This window comes from Streptomyces sp. NPDC107550 (genome assembly GCF_055639095.1).
Genome location: NZ_JBVKBC010000005.1, coordinates 253,213 through 274,529 on the forward strand (window position 1 = coordinate 253,213; position 21,317 = coordinate 274,529).

The window sequence follows — 21,317 nt, forward strand, 5'->3', positions numbered from 1 at the left end:
TGAGAGCGCGGTGGCACGTCCGGGAGAACGGTCGGCACGCGCCGAGCCCGCGAAACGGCGAGGGCCGCCGCACCGGATCGGTGCGGCGGCCCTGTGTTTCACGTGAAACACGCGCTGTTTCACGTGAAACACCCTGCGTCATGACGCGGTCGTCAGCCGCCTCCTCCGCCGAGGAAGCCGCCGCCGCCGTTGCCCTGGCCTCTCGGGTTGCCTTCACCGGCGGTGTCGGTCGGGCCGGGGGGCGACTGCGTGATCCCGCCGTCGGTCGCGCCTCCGTCGGAGGTGCCGCCACTCGGCTTGCCGTTGTCGTCGCAGGTCCAGTCCCACTTGTTGCACGACTCGGTGGGCGAGGGGGACGGCGGCTCCGTGGTCTTCGTCGGCGGCGGCGTGCTCGGCGCGGACGAGGACGGGGGAGGCGTGTCGGACGGCGTCGGCGTGGGGCTCGGCCGCTGGCCGATGACCGCGCCGATGGGCTCGGGGGTCGGGAACGGCTCGTTCGGATCGCCGGCCACGGCCTTGGCCATGTAGTCGTGCCAGATCTGCGCGGGGAACGAGGCGCCGTGGATCTTCTTCTGCCCGCCGACTCCGTACATCTCCAGGAACTTGCGGTTCTTGGCCTTCTCGTTGTCGTCCATCCGGTACATCGTGATCGCGGTGGACAACTGGCGGGTGTAGCCGACGAACCAGGCGGACTTGTTGCCGTCGGTCGTACCGGTCTTGCCGGCGACGTCCCGGCCCGGGAGCCGCGCCGCGGTGCCGGTGCCCTTGTCGACGACGGTCTTCAGCACGTCGGTGACGTTGTCGGCGACCTTGGGCTCGAAGGCGCGCACGGCCTTCGACTCGTGCCGGTAGACCGTCTCGCCCTCGTGGTCGACGGACTTCACGGAGTACGGGTCGTTCTGCTGGCCGCTGTTGGCGAAGGTCCCGTACGCGCCCGCCATGCGGATGGCGCTCGGGTCCGAGGTGCCCAGGGAGAACGAGGGATAGCCGCCGCCGGCGAAGCTGTCGTCCAGGATCCCCGCGCTCTTGGCGGCGTCCTTGACCTTGTCGAGGCCGACGTCCATGCCGAGCTGCACATAGGCGGAGTTCACGGACTCGCGCATGGCCTCGCGCAGATCGATCTGGTAGCTGGGCGGGTTGTAGGACTGCTTACCGTCGTTCGTCTGGTTCCACTGCTTGCCCTTCTCGTTGGTCCAGACGTCGCCGTTGTACTGCTTGATCTTCAGGCCGTTCTTGCCGCTGTACAGGCTCTTGGGCGAGACGATCGTGCGCATGCTCTCGTCCTGGTCGGCCGGCCCGTCGGGGTCCTTGACCCCGTACTTGAAGGCGGCGGCCAGCACGAACGGCTTGAAGGTCGAACCGACCTGGGCGCCGGTGACGTCGGCGTTGTTGGTGAAGTGCTTGGTCGCGTCCTCACCGCCGTAGATGGCCTCGATCGCCCCGTCCTTCGGACTTACCGAGGCGCCGCCGAACTGGACGTACTTGTCGACGTGCTCACCGTTGACGACCCGCTTGGGGTTCAGGTTCTCCTTGCGGACCTTCCTGACCGCCTTCTCGAGGTCGCGCACCTTGTTCTTGTCGAAGGTGGTGTGGATCTCGTAGCCACCGCGGTCCAGCTCGTCCTTGGTGATGTTGGTGTTCTTCGTGACGTTGGCCTTGGCCAGGTCGACCAGATAGCCGATCTGTCCGCCGAGCTGGGCGTTGGTGCGCGGGTTCTGCAGAGTGGGGAAGTCCTTGTACTTCCGGCGTGTCGCCTCGCTGAGCCGGCCGTCCTTGACCTCTTCGTTGAGGATCCAGCGCCAGCGGGCGGTGGCGCGGGCCTGGTTCTTCGCCGCCGTCGCGTTGATCGGGTCGATCTCGGGGGCGCCGGCCGGGTCGTAGTACGTGGCGCCCTTGAGGACGGCCGCGAGGAACGCGCACTGGCTCGGGTTCAGGTCCGAGGCGTCCTTGCCGAAGTAGGTGCGGGCCGCGGCCTGGATGCCGTACGCGCCGCGCCCGTAGTACGCGGAGTTCAGGTAGCCGGCCATGACCTTCTCCTTGGGCTCGGTCCGGCCGACCTTGATAGAGACGAGCAGTTCCTTGAACTTGCGGGAGAGGGTCTGCGACTGGTCGTCCAGCATCGCGTTCTTCACGTACTGCTGGGTGATCGTCGAGCCGCCCTGGGTCTGACCGCCCTTGGCCATGTTGACCACGGCGCGGGCGATGCCCATCGGGTCGACGCCCTTGTCGTCCTCGAAGGTCTTGTTCTCCGCCGACATGACGGCGTAGCGCATGGCCTTCGGGATGTCCTCGTACTTGATGATCTGCCGGTTGGTCTCGCCACCGGTGGCGACCATCTGGTCACCGTTGGACCAGTAGTAGACGTTGTTCTGCGCCTTGGCGGCGAGCGCCATGTCCGGTACGCCGACGAACGCGTATGCGATGCCCGCCGCGATCATCATGCTGCCCATGAAGCCGACGAACGTGCCCGTCACGAGCCGCCACGACGGCACCCAGCGGCGCCAGCCGTGCTTGTAGGCGCGCGGGTAGTCGATGAACCGCTTCTTCTCAGGACCGCGGCCTCTGCCGCGGCCGGGCCCCGCGGGGCCGCCGGGGCCGCCCGGCCCGCCGCCGCCGCGACGGCCGCCACCGGCTCCGCCGCGGCCGCCGTCGGGGGCTCTGCGCCTTCCTCCACCACTGCGCTGGGCACGACGGGCTTCGGCCCGGCCGCCCCAGGGGCGGTCCTCGCCTTCTCCGCCGTAGGAATCGGAGGGCGACCCGGTGCTGCCGCGCGGTGCCGCGCGGCGGCCCGACGATGCTCCGGAGGCTCCGCGACGGGCTGCGGCACGCCCGCCGCCCTGCGGCTGCGGCGGTTTGCGACGGTGCTCGCTCATCGAACGACTACTCCTCGGGCAGGCGCGGCTCGCGCGCCTGGACGGCGGCTGGTTTCCGGTCCCCCCGACGTACGGATGCGCCTCGTACGGCAGTCACCCGCACAGCATCCGAGACCACGACGCACACAGCCGTCACTTGGTTCCCGGTGGTCTGCATGGCGGACAGACTACGCACCGCCAAAACCATCCGAGGGTCTAAGTTCACCCCAAATCAGGCAAGTTGCATCCTATGAATCGGTGATGTGACGCCGTTCACCGTGTTCCCCCTTGTCGCAGCCGAAGGGTCGTTCTATCGTGCTGATGTATCGAGTCGATACATCAGCACGACATAAAGAGTCGATACACCGGGCCGCGACAGGGAGGAGGCGACGATGAGCCGACGTTCCGGCATCCTTGAGTTCGCCGTCCTCGGCCTGCTCCGCGAGTCCCCTATGCACGGCTATGAGCTGCGCAAACGACTCAACACATCGCTCGGCGTGTTCCGCGCCTTCAGCTACGGGACGCTGTACCCCTGCCTCAAGACGCTGGTCGCCAACGGCTGGTTGATCGAGGAGACGGGCAGCGCCCCCGCCGCCGCCACGGCGGCTCCGCTCACGGGGCGTCGCGCCAAGATCGTCTACCGGTTGACGGCGGAAGGTAAGGAGCACTTCGAGGACCTGCTCTCGCAGACGGGCCCCGACGCCTACGAGGACGAGCATTTCGCCGCGCGATTCGCCTTCTTCGGGCAGACGTCGCGTGACGTGCGGATGCGCGTCCTGGAGGGCCGGCGCAGCCGGCTGGAGGAGCGCCTGGAGAAGATGCGCGCCTCCTTCGCCCGTACGCGGGAGCGCCTGGACGACTACACGCTCGAACTGCAGCGGCACGGTATGGAGTCCGTGGAGCGCGAAGTGCGCTGGCTGAACGAGCTCATCGAGAGCGAGCGGACGGGCCGCGACCAGCGACGGTCGGGCCCGGGGGACGCCGCTCAGCAGCAGGACACATCTGGAGAGACGGGCGGCCTGCCCCGGCACCGGGACAGCACCCGGCCGGATCCGTCCGACGACACCGCCATGTGAAGTCCGCTCAGGACTTCACCAGTACACACAGGGAGCAACCGGAATGGGTTCGGTTCGCGTAGCCATCGTCGGCGTGGGCAACTGCGCCGCCTCGTTGGTGCAGGGCGTCGAGTTCTACAAGGACGCTGACCCGGAGACCAAGGTCCCCGGCCTCATGCACGTCCAGTTCGGCGAGTACCACGTCGGTGACGTCGAGTTCGTCGCCGCGTTCGACGTCGACGCGAAGAAGGTCGGGCTCGACCTCGCGGACGCCATCGGCGCCTCGGAGAACAACACGATCAAGATCTGCGATGTCCCGAACACGGGTGTCCAGGTCCAGCGCGGCCACACGCTCGACGGCCTCGGCAAGTACTACCGCGAGACGATCGAGGAGTCCTCCGAGGCCCCGGTCGACGTCGTCCAGGTCCTCAAGGACAAGCAGGTCGACGTTCTCGTCTGCTACCTGCCCGTGGGTTCCGAGGACGCCGCGAAGTTCTACGCGCAGTGCGCCATCGACGCCAAGGTCGCCTTCGTCAACGCTCTCCCGGTCTTCATCGCCGGCACCAAGGAGTGGGCGGACAAGTTCACCGAGGCGGGCGTCCCGATCGTCGGCGACGACATCAAGTCGCAGGTCGGCGCCACCATCACGCACCGCGTGATGGCGAAGCTGTTCGAGGACCGCGGTGTCCGTCTTGAGCGCACCATGCAGCTCAACGTCGGCGGCAACATGGACTTCAAGAACATGCTGGAGCGCGACCGCCTCGAGTCGAAGAAGATCTCGAAGACGCAGGCCGTCACCTCGCAGATCCGCGACCGCGAGCTGGGCGAGAAGAACGTCCACATCGGCCCGTCCGACTACGTGGCCTGGCTCGACGACCGCAAGTGGGCCTACGTCCGCCTTGAGGGTCGCGCCTTCGGCGAGGTCCCGCTGAACCTGGAGTACAAGCTCGAGGTCTGGGACTCCCCGAACTCGGCGGGTGTCATCATCGACGCCCTGCGCGCCGCGAAGATCGCCAAGGACCGCGGCATCGGCGGCCCGATCCTCTCCGCGTCCTCGTACTTCATGAAGTCCCCGCCGGTGCAGTACTTCGACGACGAGGCCTACGAGAACGTCGAGAAGTTCATCAAGGGCGAGGTCGAGCGCTGACCCACCCCTGAGGGCCGATGTTTCACGTGAAACACGCGAGACACCGACCGCCCGAGGGCAGCCGAGGCCCCCGGACGCACACGTTGTGCGTCCGGGGGCCTCGTCCGTGTGTGAGGCTGTGCCTCATGGTTGTCGTCCGTGACCTGCGCGTCCTGCTGCGCCTGCACGACTTCCGCCGCCTGCTCGCCCTGCGGCTGCTCTCCCAGGGAGCGGACGGCGTCTATCAGGTCGCGCTCGCCGCCTATGTCGTCTTCTCCCCGGAGAAGCAGACCTCGCCCGCCGCCATCGCCTCCGCGATGGCCGTGCTGTTGCTGCCGTACTCCCTCGTCGGCCCCTTCGCGGGCGTCCTGCTGGACCGCTGGCGCCGGCGCCAGGTCTTCCTCTACGGGAACCTGCTGCGCGCCGTGCTCGCCTCCGGGACCGCCCTGCTGATCCTCGGTCACGCTCCCGACTGGCTGTTCTACGCCTCCGCCCTGTGCGTCACCGCCGTCAACCGCTTCGTCCTGTCCGGGCTCTCGGCGGCACTGCCCCGGGTCGTCGACGGCGAGCGGCTCGTCATGGCCAACTCCCTCTCCCCGACCGCGGGCACGCTGGCGGCGACCCTCGGCGGCGGTCTGGCCTTCGCCGTCCGCCTGGTCGCCGCCGACTCCGACGCGGCCGTGGTCCTCGTCGCCGCCTTCCTCTACCTCTGCGCCTCTCTCGCCTCGCTGCGGATGAGCGCCGACCTCCTCGGCCCGGACCTCGGCCCCGGGCGCCCGCCCCTCGGCTCCGCGCTCACCCACGCCGCCCGGGACCTGATCCAGGGCGTACGGCACCTCGGGGCCCGCCCCGACGCGACCCGGGCGCTCACGGCGATGACCGTCATGCGGTTCTGCTACGGCGCCCTGCTCGTCACGGTGCTCATGCTGTGCCGGTACGCCTGGTCGACCACGCAGGCCCAGGGGCTGGCGCTGCTCGGGCTCGCCGTCGGTGTCTCCGGCGCGGGCTTCTTCGTGGCGGCCGTCGTCACTCCGGCCGCCGCCGGGCGCTTCGGTGCGGGCGGCTGGATCGCGGTGTGCGCCGCGGTCGCCGCCGTGCTGGAGCTGGCGCTCGGGCTGACCTTCGCACCGCACCCGACCCTGGTCGCGGCCTTCGTCCTCGGCCTGACGACCCAGGGAGCGAAGATCGCCACGGACACCATCGTGCAGGCGGCGGTGGAGGACGGCTTCCGTGGGCGGATCTTCTCCGTGTACGACGTGCTGTTCAACGTCGCGTTCGTCGGCGCGGCCGGGGTCGCCGCGCTGATGCTGCCGCCGGACGGCCGCTCGGTGCCGATGGTGGTCCTGGTCGCGGTCCTCTACGCGGCGGTCTCCCTCGGCATGGCCCGCTCCCTGCGGAAGACCCCTCGCAAGGACGCGGGGGCGGACAGCGACGACCATGTTTCACGTGAAACATGACGCCCCGCTCCTCGATGCGTGCGGCTCCGCTCACGACGACGGGGCTGTGTTTCACGTGAAACACAGCCCCGTCCTGTCGCCTTCGGTCAGTCCTGCGAGCGCCCGGCCCACCACTCCTTGAGCGCCGCCACCGCTGCGTCGTGCTCCATCGGCCCGTTCTCCAGGCGGAGTTCGAGGAGGAACTTGTACGCCTGGCCGATCACCGGCCCCGGGCCGACATCGAGGATCCGCATGATCTCGTTGCCGTCGAGGTCGGGCCGGATCGAGTCCAGCTCCTCCTGCTCCTGAAGCCGCTCGATGCGCTCCTCAAGGCCGTCGTAGGCGCGGGACAGCGCGTTGGCCTTGCGCTTGTTGCGGGTCGTGCAGTCGGAGCGGGTCAGCTTGTGCAGCCGCTCCAGAAGCGGTCCGGCGTCACGGACGTAGCGGCGCACGGCCGAGTCGGTCCACTCGCCGGTGCCGTAGCCGTGGAAGCGCAGGTGCAGCTCGACGAGTCGGGAGACGTCCTTCACCATCTCGTTGCTGTACTTCAGCGCGGTCATGCGCTTCTTCGTCATCTTCGCGCCGACCACCTCGTGGTGGTGGAAGGAGACGCGGCCGTCCTTCTCGAAGCGGCGGGTGCGCGGCTTGCCGATGTCGTGCAGCAGCGCGGCGAGCCGCAGCGTCAGGTCCGGGTCGCCGGTCTCCAGCGCCATCGCCTGTTCGAGCACGATCAGGGTGTGGTCGTAGACGTCCTTGTGGCGGTGGTGCTCGTCGCGCTCCAGGCGCAGCGCCGGCAGCTCGGGCAGGACGTACTCGGCGAGGCCGGTGTCGACGAGGAGCGTGAGGCCCTTGCGGGGGTGCGCGGACAGGATCAGCTTGTTCAGCTCGTCCCGGACGCGTTCGGCGGAGACGATCTCGATCCGGCCGGCCATCTCGGTCATCGCGGTGACGACCTCGGGGGCCACCTCGAAGTCGAGCTGCGCGGCGAAGCGGGCGGCCCGCATCATGCGCAGCGGGTCGTCGGAGAACGACGCCTCCGGCGTGCCCGGGGTGCGCAGGACCCGCGCGGAGAGGTCGGCGATGCCGCCGTGCGGGTCGATGAACTCCTTCTCGGGCAGCGCCACGGCCATCGCGTTGACGGTGAAGTCGCGGCGGACGAGGTCTTCCTCGATGGAGTCGCCGTAGGAGACCTCGGGCTTGCGCGAGGTCCGGTCGTACGCCTCCGACCGGTAGGTGGTGACCTCGATCTGGTAGCCGTCCTTCTGGCAGCCGACGGTGCCGAACGCGATCCCGACCTCCCACACCGCGTCGGCCCACGGCCGGACGATCTTGAGAACGTCCTCGGGGCGGGCGTCCGTGGTGAAGTCCAGGTCGTTGCCGAGCCGTCCGAGCAGCGCGTCCCGCACCGAGCCGCCGACCAGGGCGAGGGAGAACCCGGCCTCCTGGAATCGGCGGGCGAGGTCGTCCGCGACGGGCGATACCCGCAGCAGTTCGCTGACGGCGCGCTGCTGCACCTCGTTCAGGGCACTGGCGTTGTCTTCATTGGCGTTCGGCACAACAGGACAGGGTACGTGGCCGGGCCCGCCCCCACCCAACCGTCGCCGCGCAGGGGGGCGACGGGCACCCCGTACGAGCCCTACCCTGGCTTCACGATCTTGTGGGGCGGACCCGGGCACTCGATCACAGTGCTCCTCGTTACCATGCGTGGACACATCTGCGACCACTGACGACGACGAGGGACGGACGAGCGCGTGGCCGAGGCGGCAGACTTCTCAGGGACGAGTCCCTCCCCTGCCCGCCGACTGCTGCGGCGCACCGGATCGCTGCTGGCCGCGGCGCCCCTGCTGGCCGCCCTGCCGCTGCTGCCCGCCGCGCCCGCCCAGGCGGCGGCCCCGGCGACGGTGGCCGCGGCGCCGACCGGCACGAGCACCGTCGACGTCGCGGTGAACTCCCTGTCGCCCAGCGTCCCCACGGACGGCGACACCCTCACGGTGACCGGCACCGTCACGAACCGGGGCAAGCAGCCCGTCACCGACGCCCATGTCGGCCTGCGGGTCGGCTCCTCCTACGGGGGGCGCTCCGCGATCGACGCCGCCGCACGCGACAGCGCGGGCGGCGCCCCCGACGGCAACGAGGTGGCCAGCAAGTACGCGCAGAAGTTCGGGCGCCTGACGCCGGGCGTCGCGCAGCCGTTCTCGATCGCCGTGCCGGTCAAGGAACTGCACCTGGGCGCCGACGGCGTCTACCAGCTCAGTGTCGGCCTGATGGGCGAGACGGCGGCGCAGCGCTACCAGCAGACGCTCGGCATCCAGCGGACGTTCCTGCCCTGGCAGCCGGACGCCGCGGGCACCCGGACGAAGACCAGCGTGCTGTGGCCGCTCATCTCGGACACCCACCTCACCGCCGAGACCGGGACGAACGAGCGGCAGACGCCCGTCTTCGACGACGACCGGCTGGCCGAGCAGATCGGCCCCGGCGGCCGGCTCCAGCAGATGCTGGATCTCGGCAAGCAGCTCGACGTGACCTGGGTCATCGACCCGGACCTGCTGGCGTCGGTCGACGCGATGACGGAGACGTACCAGGTCAAGGACGCCGACGGGCAGCTCACGGCCGGCCGCCACCAGGCCGTCGCCAAGGCGTGGCTGGGCGAGTTGCAGAGCGCCGTGCACGGCCAGAAGGTCGTCACGCTGCCCTTCGCCGACCCGGACCTGGCATCGCTCGCCCACCGCGGCACGCGGCCCACCGGTTCGCTGGGGCGCCTCAAGGACGCGACGGACGCCGCCGAGTCCACCGTCGACACGATCCTGCATGTGAAGCCGGACACGTCGTACGCGTGGCCCGCCGAGGGCGCCGTGGACCGCGACATCGTCAAGGTCGCCACCTCCGCCGGCGCCGACAAGATCATCGCCAGGAGCGACAGCTTCCCGGAGCCCGACGCCCTGTCCTACGCGCCGTCCGCCGCCCGGCCCATCGGCGGCGGCGCCACGGCCGTCGTCGCGGACGCGCGCCTGTCGACCGCGTTCCAGGGCGACATGACGCGCGCGGAGAGTTCCACGCTCGCCGTGCAGCGGTTCCTGGCGCAGAGCCTGATGCTCGGCATGCAGAGCGACAAGCAGCGCAGCGTGCTCATCGCCCCGCAGCGGATGCCCACCGCGAGCCAGGCCCGGGCGATGGCACAGGCCGTCAAGGCGCTCCAGGACGGCACGTGGTCGCAGCCGCAGAGCCTCGCGGCGACCGTGAAGGCGAAGCCCGACCCGAACGCCTCGACACGCGTCCCCACCCGCTACCCGGCGGCGCTGCGCGCGCAGGAGCTGCCGCAGGAGGCGTTCGAGCAGGTCCAGGCGACGCAGAGCGCCCTGGAGAACTTCAAGGTCGTCCTCACCGACCAGTCCCGCGTGGTGACGCCGTTCGGCCGCGCGATGGACCGCGAGGTGTCCACGTCGTGGCGCGGACGCGCGGAACCGGCCCGCCACTTCCGCAACGGTGTCTCCTCCTACCTGTCCGGCGTCACCGACCAGGTGAAGCTGATCGACAAGTCCGAGGTCAAACTCTCCGGGCGCAGCGCGACCATCCCGGTGTCGGTGCAGAACAACCTGTGGCAGGACGTCGACCACCTCAAGCTGCGCCTCACCTCGGAGAACGGCACCCGCCTCAAGATCGCCGGCGGCACCTTCCAGGACCAGGAGGTGAAGATCGCCAGCGGGCACAGCCAGTCGGTGAAGTTCACCACCACCGCGAAGGCCACCGGCCCGGTGAAGGTCTACGCCCAGCTCTACACCGAGGACGACCAGCCGTACGGCCGTCAGCTCTCCTTCACCGTGAACGCCACCGAGGTCACCCCCGCGGTGATGCTCGTCATCGCCGGCGGCGTCCTTCTGCTGGTCCTGGCCGGTTTCCGGATGTACACCCAGCGCAAGCGGGCCGCGGCCGCGCGGGCGCCCGAGGAGGGCCCGGACGGCGAGGACCCGGCCCCGGCCGGGGCGGGCGCGGGCGACGCGCCGGACCCCGCGCAGGGGGCGGACGTTCCGCAGCAGCCGAGTGACCCGACGGCTGACACCGCCTCCGAAAGCACGGCCCCGTCGGGCACGGGTGAGAGAGTGGACCGTTGAGCGATGTCGTGGCCGGTGGGCCGGGGACGATGAGGTGGGGTTTCCATGAACGCGCCGTACAACGGTGACCGTGGCCAGGGCTCGGGCGGCTCTGCCTCGGGCGATGGCCACCCGTACGACGGCTCTCGCGGGACGGGCGGGCAGGTGCCGCCGCCGCAGTCCGCTCCCGACGCGTATCCGCAGGACGCGTACCTCCAGGACGCCTACGAGCGCGATCCGTACCGGGGCAACGACCTGTCGGCGCAGGACCCGGTGACCGAGGCGCTGTACGACCGCGCCGCGCACCCCCCGCCGCCCCCGGGCACCCACCAGCCGCAGCAGCCGCTGTACGCGCCGCCGCCGGCGAACCAGTACCAGCCCGACCCCCGCGTGTGGGCGCAGACGCCCGCGCCGGAGCCGGAGGGCCCCACCCAGTACCTGCCGTACGGCGACGACGCGCGCACCACGCAGTTCGTCGGCGTCGACGACCTCGTCACGGAGGCCGCCGAGGAGCGCCACGAGCCGGACGCGTTCGCGCACCTCTTCCGCGACCAGCAGCCCGGGCACGGCGGCGGCCGCCCGCCCGTGGAGCCGGTCGACACGCCGACCACGGCGCTCGGCCCGCCGGTCGCCCCGGCGCCCCCGGCCGCGCCCGTCGCGGCGACGCCGTCGAAGGGCGGTCGCGCCTCCGGCATCCTGAAGTCGAGCGCGGTGATGGCGGCGGGCACGCTCGTCTCCCGCCTGACCGGCTTCGTCCGCACGATGGTCATCACGGCGGCCCTCGGCACGCAGCTCCTCGGCGACACGTGGACCGTCGCGTACACGCTCCCGACGATGATCTACATCCTGACCGTCGGCGGCGGCCTCAACTCCGTCTTCGTCCCGCAGCTCGTGCGCGCGATGAAGGAGGACGAGGACGGCGGCGAGGCGTACGCGAACCGCCTGCTGACCCTCGTCATGGTGGCGCTCGGTGTGATCACCGCGATCGTCGTCGCGGGCGCACCGCTCCTGATCAAGCTGATGTCCGCCTCGGTGGCGACCGTCCCGGACGCCAACAACGTCGGCGTCGCCTTCGCCCGCTACTGCCTGCCCACGATCTTCTTCATGGGCGTGCACGTGGTGATGGGCCAGATCCTGAACGCGCGCGGGAAGTTCGGCGCGATGATGTGGACCCCGGTCCTCAACAACATCGTCATGATCTTCACCTTCGGGCTGTTCGTCTGGGTCTACGGCACGTCCGCCCACTCGGGGATGACGGTCTACAACATCCCGCCGGAGGGCATCCGCCTGCTCGGCATCGGCACTCTGCTCGGCCTGACCGTGCAGGCGCTGGCGATGATCCCGTACCTGCGCGAGACGGGCTTCCGCTTCCGGCTGCGCTTCGACTGGAAGGGCCACGGCCTCGGCAAGGCCGTGAAGCTCGCCAAGTGGACCGTGCTGTTCGTCCTCGCCAACCAGGCGGGCGTCATCGTCGTCACCCAGCTCGCCACCGCGGCGGGGAAGGCGGCGAACGCGCCGGGCACCGGCATCATGGGCTACTCGAACGCGCAGCTCATCTGGGCCATGCCGCAGGCGATCATCACCGTGTCCGTGATGGCCGCGCTGCTGCCCCGCATCTCCCGCGCCGCGCACGACGACGACTCGGGCGCCGTCCGCGACGACATCTCCTCCGGCCTGCGGACCTCGGCCGTCGCCATCGTCCCCGTGTCGTTCATGTTCGTGGCGCTCGGCATCCCGATGTGCACCCTGCTGTTCGGCTCCAGCGGCGTCGACTCCGCGCAGTCCATGGGCTACATCCTCATGGCGTTCGGCCTGGGCCTGATCCCGTACTCGGTGCAGTACGTGGTGCTGCGCGGCTTCTACGCGTACGAGGACACCCGGACGCCCTTCTACAACACGGTCATCGTGGCCGCCGTCAACGCGGCCGCCTCGACCGTCTGTTACCTGATCCTGCCCGCCCGCTGGGCCGTGGTCGGCATGGCGCTGTCCTACGGCCTCGCGTACGCGATCGGCGTCGGCGTCGCCTGGCGGCGGCTGCGCAAGCGCCTCGGCGGCGACCTGGACGGCGCGCACGTGGTGCGGACGTACGCGCGGCTGTGCCTCGCGTCGATCCCGGCGACGGTCATCGGCGGCGGAATCGGGTACGCGCTCACGAAGGTCCTCGGCCACGGGGCGCTCGGTTCGATCGCCGCGCTGGTCGTCGGCGGCGCCGCGCTGCTCGCCGTGTTCTACGTAGCGGCACGCAAGATGCGGATCGAGGAGCTGAATTCGATGGTCGGAATGGTCCGCGGTCGCCTCGGCCGCTGAATCGCCCGTAAGTCCGCGCAACCATCGGCACCCACCGTGTGTCGTGCATAGCACCGGACTGTGGGCACAATTGGCTAGGCGTCGCAGTGAGCGCAATGGATGGGGAGGCAGGAACGACGGTGGCGGAACGGAGCACGGCTGCCGTCGACGTGGCCGACAACGGCGGTGACGAACCGCTGGCCGCCAAGGCGGACAAGGCGGAGCAGGCCACGGCCGACGGTGTGGCCACGACCGGGGAGCGGGACGCGCCGAAGCGCGAGGAGCCCGCGGACACCGCGGAGACGGGGACGCATGTGAGCCCTGGCACGTCCGCGCCGCCCGAATTGCACAGCGGCCACAAGCTCGCCAGGCGCTACCGGCTCGAAGAGTGCGTCACCCGTCTGGACGGTTTCAGCAGTTGGCGCGCGGTCGACGAGAAGCTGCGCCGCGCCGTCGGCGTCCACCTCCTGCCGGCCGACCACCCCCGCGCGCGTTCGGTGCTCGCCGCCGCCCGCTCGTCGGCGCTCCTCGGCGACCCGCGCTTCGTCCAGGTCCTCGACGCGGTCGAGGAGAACGACCTCGTCTACGTCGTCCACGAGTGGCTGCCCGACGCCACGGAACTGACGGCTCTGCTGGCGGTCGGCCCGCTGGAGGCGCACGACGCCTACCAGATGGTCAGTCAGGTCTCCTACGCCATGGCCGCCGCGCACCGCGAGGGCCTGTCCCATCTGCGGCTGACGCCGAGCGCCGTGCTGCGCACCTCCACCGGCCAGTGGCGCATCCGCGGCCTCGCGGTCAACGCGGCGCTGCGCGGCATCACCACCGAGACCCCCCAGCGTGCCGACGCCGAGGCGATCGGCGCGCTCCTGTACGCCTCACTGACGCAGCGCTGGCCCTACGAGGACGACGCGTACGGCCTGGCCGGGCTGCCCAAGGACGTCGGTCTCATCGCCCCCGACCAGGTCCGCGCCGGCGTCCACCGGGGCCTCGCGGAGCTGGCGATGCGGGCGCTCGCCAACGACGGCGCGACCGCCTCCCGGCAGGAACCTCCGTGCACGACGCCGGAGGAGCTGGTGAAGGCGATCGGCGAGATGCCGAAGATCCGCCCGCCGGAGCCCGTGTTCACCGCGCCGCCCGAGTACCAGCGCACGACGTACCAGCAGGGCACGTACGCCCGCCCGGCGCCGCTGGGTGCCAGCCAGCCCGTGCCCACGCCGCCGCCCCCGCTGCAGAGCCGTACCGGCAAGGCCCTCAAGTGGGCCGTCTCCGCGCTGATCATCGCCGCGCTGGGTCTCGGCAGCTGGCAGTTGGCGGACTTGTTGATGGAACGCGGCGGAAAAGGCGGCAGCGAGACCCGGACCACCACCGAGGACGGCCGCAAGGACGACAAGAAGCCGGTGGCTAAGCCGCTGACGATCTCCGACGCGCAGGAGTACGTGGCCTCGGGCGGAGCGCAGTCCCCGGGCGACGTCGGCAAGACCTACGACGGCGACAAGTCCTCGTACTGGCGGACCAAGTCGTTCGTCGACGGCCCCGAGATGGTCATAAAGCCGGGCGTCGGCATCGTCTACGACCTCGGCTCCGCCAAGGACGTGTCGGCGGCGACCATAGGGCTCCGGTACGGCGGCGACCACACGACGGTGTCGCTGTACGCGGCCGACTCGATGCACCCCGGGTCAGTGGACGGGCTCAAGCGCATCGGCCCCAAGACCACGACGAGCGACACCACGGCGTCCGTGAAGGCCGACAAGCCGGTCAAGACGCGGTATCTCCTCGTCTGGCTGACCGCGCTGCCCCACGCGGGCCAGGATGGGTACAGCCAGGCCGGTTACAAGCAGGGCATCACGGACGTGAAGTTCACCGGCTGACCGGGGCTCGCCAGGGGGAGGGGGTTCGACAGTGGACGACGCCTACGGCGACGTGAGCGACAAGGACCTCCTCGCCCGTCATGTGGCGGGGGACAAGGACGCCTTCGGGGAGCTGGTGCGGCGGCACCGGGACCGGTTGTGGGCCGTCGCCCTGCGCACCCTCGGGGACCGCGAAGAGGCCGCCGACGCCGTGCAGGACGCGCTGATCTCCGCCTACCGTGCCGCGCACACCTTCCGCGGACAGTCCGCGGTGACGACCTGGCTGCACCGCATCACCGTGAACGCCTGCCTGGACCGGGCCCGCAAGGCGGCCTCCCGCCGCACCGCGCACGTGGACGACACCGAGCGCCTGGACCAGTTGCTGGAGCCCCACGAGTCCGCCGAGGCGCCCGCCGAGCGCGACGATCTGCACCGGCAGCTCATCGAGGCGCTCAGCGAGCTGCCCGCCGACCAGCGGGCCGTGCTCGTCCTCGTCGACATGCAGGGCTACCCGGTCGCCGAGGCGGCCCGCATCCTCGACGTGCCCACCGGGACCGTCAAGAGCCGCTGCGCGCGGGGCAGAGCCAGACTCCTGCCCCTTCTCACCCACCTCCGAGCCGACAGCGAAGAGGACCACGCGGAGAAGGGGAGCGGTGAGAGGGATGGTGAGCATCCAAGCGGGGGAAGGAACCGGACGCGGGGGACGTCCGTCCCACCCGCAGCGGGGCCTCGGGACGAGGCAGGACCAAGTGACGCGGCTGCGGTGAAGGGCGGAGGTGGGCGAGCGTGACTTCCACGACCGACACTGCTGAGCACCCGGAGGTCTCCGAGATCTCCGATCTCACCGAGGGGCTGCTGACGCCCTCGCGCGACGCCGAGATCCGCCGGCATCTCGACGCGTGCGTGCTGTGCGCCGACGTGCACGCCTCCCTGGAAGAGATTCGCGGACTGCTCGGCTCCATGCCCGGCCCGTCGCGGATGCCCCAGGACGTGGCGAGCCGCATCGACGCGGCGCTCGCCGCGGAGGCGTTCTTGGACCACCTTCCGCCCGCCGAGGCCGAATCCGACGATGTTTCACGTGAAACGTCGCTCGTCGTTTCACGTGAAACATCGGTCGAAGCGCCGACGCCCGCCGCTCATGAAGTGCCCGCACCCGCTGAGCGCGACGCGGAGACCGCAGGTGCCGCTGCTGCCTCGGGTGCCGGGGGTGCCGCCTCACGTCCCGTCGACCGCCCCGCCGGACACCCGCGCGCCGCCAAGGGACCCGGGCGGCGGCCTCGCCCCTCCCGGCGCCGTACGGGTGCGGCGATCGGTGCCGTGCTGGCCGTCGCCGCGATCGGGGTCGGCACCCTGCTGCTCCAGGACGACAACGGCGGCGCTCCCGCCACCGCGCACCGCTCACCGCAGCGCGCCCCCGCCGAGAGCTTCGCCGGGGCACCCCTCGGCGCGAAGGTGTCCGGCCTGCTCGGCGAGCAGGGGTCGCCGCCCCCCACCGGCGGGCGCTCCTTCGGCGCTCAGGAGGACGGGCCTTCCCTGAAGAAGGGCGCCGCCGTGTCCGTGCCCGCCTGCGTCCAGCTCGGCACCCGGCGCAACGAGGACCCGATCGCGGCCGAGGAAGGCACGTACGAGGGGAAGGCCGCCTACCTCGTCGTGCTGCCCCACCGGACCGACCCGGCGCGGCGGGTGACGGCGTTCGTCGTCGACTCCTCCTGCGTGGGCAAGGGCACCACCGCGGGCGAGGTGCTGTACCGCCACGACTACGCGCGCGGCTGAGGGGCACCCGAACGCACTCCCGACGTGCGCCCGGACACGTCGGGAATGCATGCCCCGTAGGATCCGTTGGGTGGGGTGAGAGTCCTGAGAGAAGGCTCCCCCGGCAGCACCCAGCAGTCCCGCAGAGACGAGGAATCAAGCCGTGAGCGACGTCCGAAACGTGATCATCATCGGCTCCGGGCCCGCCGGCTACACGGCGGCGCTCTACACCGCGCGCGCGTCGCTGAAGCCGCTCGTGTTCGAGGGCGCCGTCACCGCCGGTGGCGCCCTGATGAACACGACCGAGGTCGAGAACTTCCCCGGTTTCCAGGACGGCATCATGGGCCCCGAGCTCATGGACAACATGCGTGGCCAGGCGGAGCGCTTCGGCGCCGAGCTGGTGCCGGACGACGTGGTGGCCGTGGACTTGACCGGCGAGATCAAGACCGTGACGGACACCGCGGGCACCGTGCACCGCGCGAAGGCCGTCATCGTCACGACCGGTTCGCAGCACCGCAAGCTCGGCCTGCCGAACGAGGACAAGCTCTCCGGGCGCGGCGTCTCTTGGTGCGCCACGTGTGACGGGTTCTTCTTCAAGGACCAGGACATCGCCGTCATCGGCGGCGGCGACACCGCGATGGAGGAGGCCACCTTCCTCTCGCGCTTCGCCAAGTCCGTCACGATCGTGCACCGCCGCGACACCCTGCGCGCCTCGAAGGCCATGCAGGAGCGCGCCTTCGCCGACCCGAAGATCAAGTTCGTCTGGGACAGCGAGGTCGCCGAGATCAAGGGCGACCCGAAGCTCGAGGGCCTGACCCTGCGCAACCTCAAGACGGGTGAGACGTCCGAGCTGCCGGTCACCGGCCTGTTCATCGCCATCGGCCACGACCCGCGCACGGAGCTGTTCAAGGGCCAGCTCGACCTGGACGACGAGGGCTACCTGAAGGTGGAGGCGCCGTCGACGCGCACCAACCTGACCGGTGTCTTCGGCGCCGGTGACGTCGTGGACCACACCTACCGCCAGGCGATCACCGCCGCCGGTACCGGGTGCTCCGCCGCGCTGGACGCCGAGCGCTTCCTGGCCGCCCTCGCCGACGGCGAGCCCGCCGAGCCGGAGAAGACCGAGACCGCGATCGTCTGATCCCCCACACTTCCCTCCCGCATCCCCCTGAGAAAAAAGAGGAGCCCGCTGTGGCCGGCAACCTGAAGAACGTGACGGACGCCTCCTTCGAAGAGGACGTCCTCAAGAGCGACAAGCCCGTCCTGGTGGACTTCTGGGCTGCCTGGTGCGGCCCGTGCCGTCAGATCGCGCCGTCGCTCGAGGCCATCGCCGCCGAGTACGGCGACAAGATCGAGATCGTCAAGCTGAACATCGACGAGAACCCTGGCATCGCCGCCAAGTACGGCGTCATGTCCATCCCGACGCTGAACGTGTACCAGGGCGGCGAGGTCGCCAAGACCATCGTCGGCGCCAAGCCGAAGGCCGCCATCGTGCGCGACCTCGAGGACTTCATCACCGGCTGACCCCGCGGCGCCGTCCCACAGACGGCGCGATGTTTCACGTGAAACACGAAGGCGGGCCGACCCCCACGGGTCGGCCCGCCTTCGTCATGTCCGGCGGACTCGGGCCGTGCTGCCTCACAGCGGTCGCAGCGCCGGTTCCTTCTGTACCGCGCCGAGCAGACGGTCCAGCGCCATCTCGACGTCTTCCTTCCAGGACAGCGTCGTCCGCAGCTCAAGGCGGAGCCGCGGGTACGTGGGATGCGGGCGGACCGTCTTGAAGCCCACCGCGAGCAGATGGTCGGCGGGCAGCAGGCAGGCCGGCTCCTTCCACCGGGCGTCTCCGAACGCCTCGATGGCCTTGAAGCCGCGCCGCAGCAGATCCTTGGCGACGGTCTGCACGATCACCCGCCCGAGCCCCTGCCCCTGGTACCCCGGGCTGATCCAGGCGGTCATCAACTGGACCGCGTCCGGCGACACCGGGCTCGTCGGGAAGGCCGTCGCCCGGGGGACGTATGCGGGCGGCGCGTAGAGCACGTACCCCACCGGCTCGTCATCGACGTAGACGACGCGGCCGCAGGACCCCCACTCCAGGAGGACGGCGGAGATCCACGCCTCCTTCTCCAGCTCGGGCCGGCCGGCCTTTACCGCGGCCTCGCCGCTGACCGGGTCCAGTTCCCAGAAAACGCACGACCGGCAGCGCTGGGGGAGGTCCGGGAGGTTGTCCAGCGTGAGCGGTACGAGCCGACGCCCCATGAAGGCAGTTCCTCGCTTCCTTCGCCCGCTGCGACACGGGCGGCCGTCAGGGCGCTCCGTTCCCTCAGGAGGCTGCCGACGAAACCGCCGACCGCGCCCAGACCCAGACCCGCGGTCATCAGTCCGGTGCGGTTCACCGCTCGCATGACCCCGCCTCCCCTGTGAGGTGTCACCGGGTGGATGCGCCTGTTCGCATCGTAACCAGGAAGCGATTGCGCCGAAACCGTGAGAAAGCAAAGAGCGGGCCGTGTTCCGGTACACACCGGACACGACCCGCTCCGCCCGCGAGGGGCCCGTATCAGCCCTGGTCGTCGCCCTCGGCGTCGTCGGCGTCGACGGCCGCCTCGGGCAGACCGTTCTGAAGCACCGGGCCCTCGCCGGGGGCGAGCGTGCCGAGGATGCGCTCCAGGTCGTCCATCGAGGCGAACTCGACGACGATCTTGCCCTTCTTCTGCCCCAGGTCGACCTTCACCCGCGTCTCGAACCGGTCCGACAGGCGCGTCGCCAGCTCGCTCAGCGCGGGCGAGACCCGGCCGCCGGCGCGAGGGCCCTTCGCCCGGGCCGTGCTCTTGGGGTGCGAGCCCATGAGCGTCACGATCTCCTCGACCGCCCGCACCGAGAGCCCCTCGGCGACGATCCGGTGGGCGAGGCGGTCCTGCTCCTCGGAGTCCTCCACGGAGAGCAGTGCCCGCGCGTGCCCGGCCGACAGCACACCGGCCGCGACGCGACGCTGCACGGACGGGGAGAGCTTCAGCAGCCGCAGCGTGTTGGAAACCTGCGGGCGGGACCGGCCGATGCGGTCCGCGAGCTGGTCGTGCGTGCAGTTGAAGTCCTTCAGGAGCTGGTCGTAGGCGGCGGCCTCCTCCAGCGGGTTGAGCTGCGCGCGGTGCAGGTTCTCCAGGAGGGCGTCCAGGAGCAGCTTCTCGTCGTCCGTCGCCCGCACGATGGCGGGGATGCGCGCCAGGCCCGCTTCCCGGCAGGCCCGCCAGCGCCGCTCGCCCATGATGAGCTCGTAGCGCCCGGAGTCCACCTGCCGCACGACGACCGGCTGGAGCAGACCCACCTCCCGGATGGAGGTCACCAGCTCGGCGAGGGCGTCCTCGTCGAAGACGTCACGCGGCTGACGCGGGTTGGGGGAGATGGAGTCGAGCGGCAGCTCGGCGAAGTGCGCGCCCGCGGGGCTCATGAACTCCTCCGGCGTGCCGCTCGTCGCCCCGCCCGCCGGCTCCTCTGTTTCACGTGAAACATCAGCCTGCGCCAGCGAGGCGACCTTCGCCGCCGCCACACCGCGCTCCGCCGTCAGGACCGGAACCGCGCTCGGGGACGTCGAACCGCCCTGAGCCTGGGTCGCACCGTTCTTCTCGGGGGTGGGGGCCGCCGGGATCAGCGCACCGAGGCCGCGGCCCAGTCCCCTCCGTCGCTCGCTCACTGAATACCCTCCGACGTGCTGTGCTGGTCAAGTTGCGTGCCCGAGTGGGCCTGCTGGGCGTCGTAGTGGATGCCGACCCCGCGCAGCGCCATCTCGCGCGCGGCTTCGAGGTAGGAGAGCGCGCCGCTCGAACCCGGGTCGTAGGTCAGCACCGTCTGGCCGTAGCTCGGTGCTTCGGAGATACGGACCGAGCGGGGGATGCTCGTCCGCAGCACCTCGTCGCCGAAGTGGTTGCGGACCTCGTCGGCGACCTGGGAGGCCAGCCGGGTCCGGCCGTCGTACATCGTGAGGAGGATCGTCGACACGTGCAGGTTCGGGTTGAGGTGCCCGCGCACGAGGTCGACGTTCCGCAGGAGCTGGCCGAGGCCCTCCAGCGCGTAGTACTCGCACTGGATCGGGATCAGCACCTCGGCGCCCGCGACCAGCGCGTTGACCGTGAGCAGGCCGAGGGACGGCGGGCAGTCGATGAGGATGTAGTCCAACGGCTGCTCGTACGCCTGGATCGCCCGCTGGAGCCGGCTCTCGCGGGCCACCAGGGACACCAGCTCGATCTCGGCTCCGGCCAGGTCGATCGTGGCCGGGGCGCAGAAGAGACCTTCGACGTCCGGGACGGGCTGGACCACTTCGGAGAGCGGTCTGCTGTCGACCAGCACGTCGTAGATGGAGGGGACTTCGGCGTGGTGGTCGATCCCGAGGGCAGTGGAGGCATTGCCCTGGGGGTCCAGGTCGATCACCAGGACGCGGGCGCCGTGGAGCGCGAGCGAAGCGGCGAGATTGACGGTCGTCGTGGTCTTGCCGACGCCGCCCTTCTGGTTGGCCACCACCATGACGCGGGTCTGCTCGGGTCGCGGCAGGCCCTCGCCCGCACGACCGAGAGCTTCTACTGCCAGTTGGGCAGCGCGACCGATGGGTGTGTCGTCCATCGGGGTCGGTGTTTCACGTGAAACATCCTCCCCCGCCGACTCGGTACGGGGACCGGGGACCGGATCGGTCATCGGTCCCGCGATGTTGGCGTCGGACCGCAAGGATTCACTCTCCTCGACTTCAGGCTCGCAATGAACAGAGCCTCCCATGCCTTCGGGGTCGAGAACCAGCGAGGCCCGGTCTTCTGTGGACGAATCCCCTTCTGTGGAAAACTCCGCGCCCTGACCGAGTGATCCGAGGGGACGACGTTCACGGGGGGCGGCCGC

At 70.5% G+C, this 21,317-nt stretch carries 15 protein-coding genes; 10 read left to right on the forward strand and 5 right to left on the reverse strand.

Going from position 1 to position 21,317, the window contains the following annotated elements:
• Nucleotides 1–152: 152 nt before the first annotated feature.
• On the reverse strand, nucleotides 153–2,873 hold the full coding sequence (locus ACZ7LY_RS10210) for a transglycosylase domain-containing protein (RefSeq protein WP_471624069.1): 2,721 nt from the start codon (nucleotides 2,871–2,873) through the stop codon (nucleotides 153–155).
• A 371-nt stretch (nucleotides 2,874–3,244) separates the two neighbouring features.
• On the opposite strand from ACZ7LY_RS10210, the gene ACZ7LY_RS10215 reads away from it, so the two are divergent.
• The 3 genes from ACZ7LY_RS10215 (at nucleotide 3,245) to ACZ7LY_RS10225 (ending at nucleotide 6,490) form a co-directional block, all read left to right on the forward strand.
• A complete protein-coding gene (locus ACZ7LY_RS10215; protein WP_471624070.1) occupies nucleotides 3,245–3,928 on the forward strand; it encodes a PadR family transcriptional regulator in 684 nt (227 codons plus the stop codon).
• A gap of 43 nt (nucleotides 3,929–3,971) precedes the next feature.
• The gene (locus ACZ7LY_RS10220; protein ID WP_471624071.1) at nucleotides 3,972–5,054 is read left to right on the forward strand and encodes an inositol-3-phosphate synthase; all 1,083 of its coding nucleotides are present in this window, start codon (nucleotides 3,972–3,974) and stop codon (nucleotides 5,052–5,054) included.
• A gap of 125 nt (nucleotides 5,055–5,179) precedes the next feature.
• Nucleotides 5,180–6,490 (forward strand): MFS transporter, encoded by a 1,311-nt coding sequence (locus tag ACZ7LY_RS10225; RefSeq protein WP_471624072.1) that lies wholly within the window; start codon nucleotides 5,180–5,182, stop codon nucleotides 6,488–6,490.
• Between the two features lie 86 nt (nucleotides 6,491–6,576).
• On the opposite strand, the gene ACZ7LY_RS10230 is transcribed toward ACZ7LY_RS10225, so the two are convergent.
• Nucleotides 6,577–8,025 carry a CCA tRNA nucleotidyltransferase gene (locus tag ACZ7LY_RS10230; protein WP_471624073.1) on the reverse strand — a complete coding sequence of 483 codons (1,449 nt, stop codon included), beginning with the start codon at nucleotides 8,023–8,025 and terminating at the stop codon, nucleotides 6,577–6,579.
• 195 nt (nucleotides 8,026–8,220) lie between these two features.
• Here ACZ7LY_RS10230 and ACZ7LY_RS10235 point away from each other — a divergent pair, with 195 nt between their 5' ends.
• The 7 genes from ACZ7LY_RS10235 (at nucleotide 8,221) to trxA (ending at nucleotide 17,966) form a co-directional block, all read left to right on the forward strand.
• Complete coding sequence (locus ACZ7LY_RS10235) at nucleotides 8,221–10,578, forward strand: DUF6049 family protein (RefSeq protein ID WP_471624074.1); 2,358 nt, start codon at nucleotides 8,221–8,223, stop codon at nucleotides 10,576–10,578.
• Between the two features lie 45 nt (nucleotides 10,579–10,623).
• Nucleotides 10,624–12,864, forward strand: coding sequence for a murein biosynthesis integral membrane protein MurJ (gene murJ / locus ACZ7LY_RS10240; RefSeq protein ID WP_471624075.1), 2,241 nt, complete (start codon nucleotides 10,624–10,626; stop codon nucleotides 12,862–12,864).
• A gap of 119 nt (nucleotides 12,865–12,983) precedes the next feature.
• Nucleotides 12,984–14,711: a protein kinase family protein gene (locus tag ACZ7LY_RS10245; protein WP_471624076.1), complete on the forward strand. Its 1,728-nt coding sequence runs from the start codon at nucleotides 12,984–12,986 to the stop codon at nucleotides 14,709–14,711.
• Between the two features lie 31 nt (nucleotides 14,712–14,742).
• Nucleotides 14,743–15,480 carry an RNA polymerase sigma factor SigM gene (gene sigM / locus ACZ7LY_RS10250; protein WP_471624077.1) on the forward strand — a complete coding sequence of 246 codons (738 nt, stop codon included), beginning with the start codon at nucleotides 14,743–14,745 and terminating at the stop codon, nucleotides 15,478–15,480.
• Nucleotides 15,477–16,463 carry an anti-sigma factor gene (locus tag ACZ7LY_RS10255; protein ID WP_471624078.1) on the forward strand — a complete coding sequence of 329 codons (987 nt, stop codon included), beginning with the start codon at nucleotides 15,477–15,479 and terminating at the stop codon, nucleotides 16,461–16,463. Before sigM ends, ACZ7LY_RS10255 begins: the two co-directional genes overlap by 4 nt.
• A gap of 142 nt (nucleotides 16,464–16,605) precedes the next feature.
• On the forward strand, nucleotides 16,606–17,583 hold the full coding sequence (trxB, locus tag ACZ7LY_RS10260; protein WP_471624079.1) for a thioredoxin-disulfide reductase: 978 nt from the start codon (nucleotides 16,606–16,608) through the stop codon (nucleotides 17,581–17,583).
• A 50-nt stretch (nucleotides 17,584–17,633) separates the two neighbouring features.
• Nucleotides 17,634–17,966, forward strand: coding sequence for a thioredoxin (gene trxA / locus ACZ7LY_RS10265; protein ID WP_471624080.1), 333 nt, complete (start codon nucleotides 17,634–17,636; stop codon nucleotides 17,964–17,966).
• 114 nt (nucleotides 17,967–18,080) lie between these two features.
• Here the strand turns inward: trxA and ACZ7LY_RS10270 are convergent, their stop codons facing one another.
• The 3 genes from ACZ7LY_RS10270 to ACZ7LY_RS10280 form a co-directional block, all read right to left on the reverse strand.
• The gene (locus ACZ7LY_RS10270) at nucleotides 18,081–18,698 is read right to left on the reverse strand and encodes a GNAT family N-acetyltransferase (protein ID WP_471624081.1); all 618 of its coding nucleotides are present in this window, start codon (nucleotides 18,696–18,698) and stop codon (nucleotides 18,081–18,083) included.
• Between the two features lie 298 nt (nucleotides 18,699–18,996).
• Nucleotides 18,997–20,127 carry a ParB/RepB/Spo0J family partition protein gene (locus tag ACZ7LY_RS10275; protein ID WP_471624082.1) on the reverse strand — a complete coding sequence of 377 codons (1,131 nt, stop codon included), beginning with the start codon at nucleotides 20,125–20,127 and terminating at the stop codon, nucleotides 18,997–18,999.
• Complete coding sequence (locus ACZ7LY_RS10280; protein WP_471624083.1) at nucleotides 20,124–21,200, reverse strand: ParA family protein; 1,077 nt, start codon at nucleotides 21,198–21,200, stop codon at nucleotides 20,124–20,126. Before ACZ7LY_RS10280 ends, ACZ7LY_RS10275 begins: the two co-directional genes overlap by 4 nt.
• Nucleotides 21,201–21,317 lie beyond the last annotated feature (117 nt).

Coding starts and splice junctions, on each gene's coding strand:
- ACZ7LY_RS10280 (WP_471624083.1), bottom strand. CDS start 21,200: ATGGGAGGCTCTGTTCATTGCGAGCCTGAAGTCGAGGAGAGTGAATCC.
- ACZ7LY_RS10220 (WP_471624071.1), top strand. CDS start 3,972: ATGGGTTCGGTTCGCGTAGCCATCGTCGGCGTGGGCAACTGCGCCGCC.
- ACZ7LY_RS10225 (WP_471624072.1), top strand. CDS start 5,180: ATGGTTGTCGTCCGTGACCTGCGCGTCCTGCTGCGCCTGCACGACTTC.
- ACZ7LY_RS10215 (WP_471624070.1), top strand. CDS start 3,245: ATGAGCCGACGTTCCGGCATCCTTGAGTTCGCCGTCCTCGGCCTGCTC.
- ACZ7LY_RS10210 (WP_471624069.1), bottom strand. CDS start 2,873: ATGAGCGAGCACCGTCGCAAACCGCCGCAGCCGCAGGGCGGCGGGCGT.
- ACZ7LY_RS10270 (WP_471624081.1), bottom strand. CDS start 18,698: ATGGGGCGTCGGCTCGTACCGCTCACGCTGGACAACCTCCCGGACCTC.
- murJ (WP_471624075.1), top strand. CDS start 10,624: ATGAACGCGCCGTACAACGGTGACCGTGGCCAGGGCTCGGGCGGCTCT.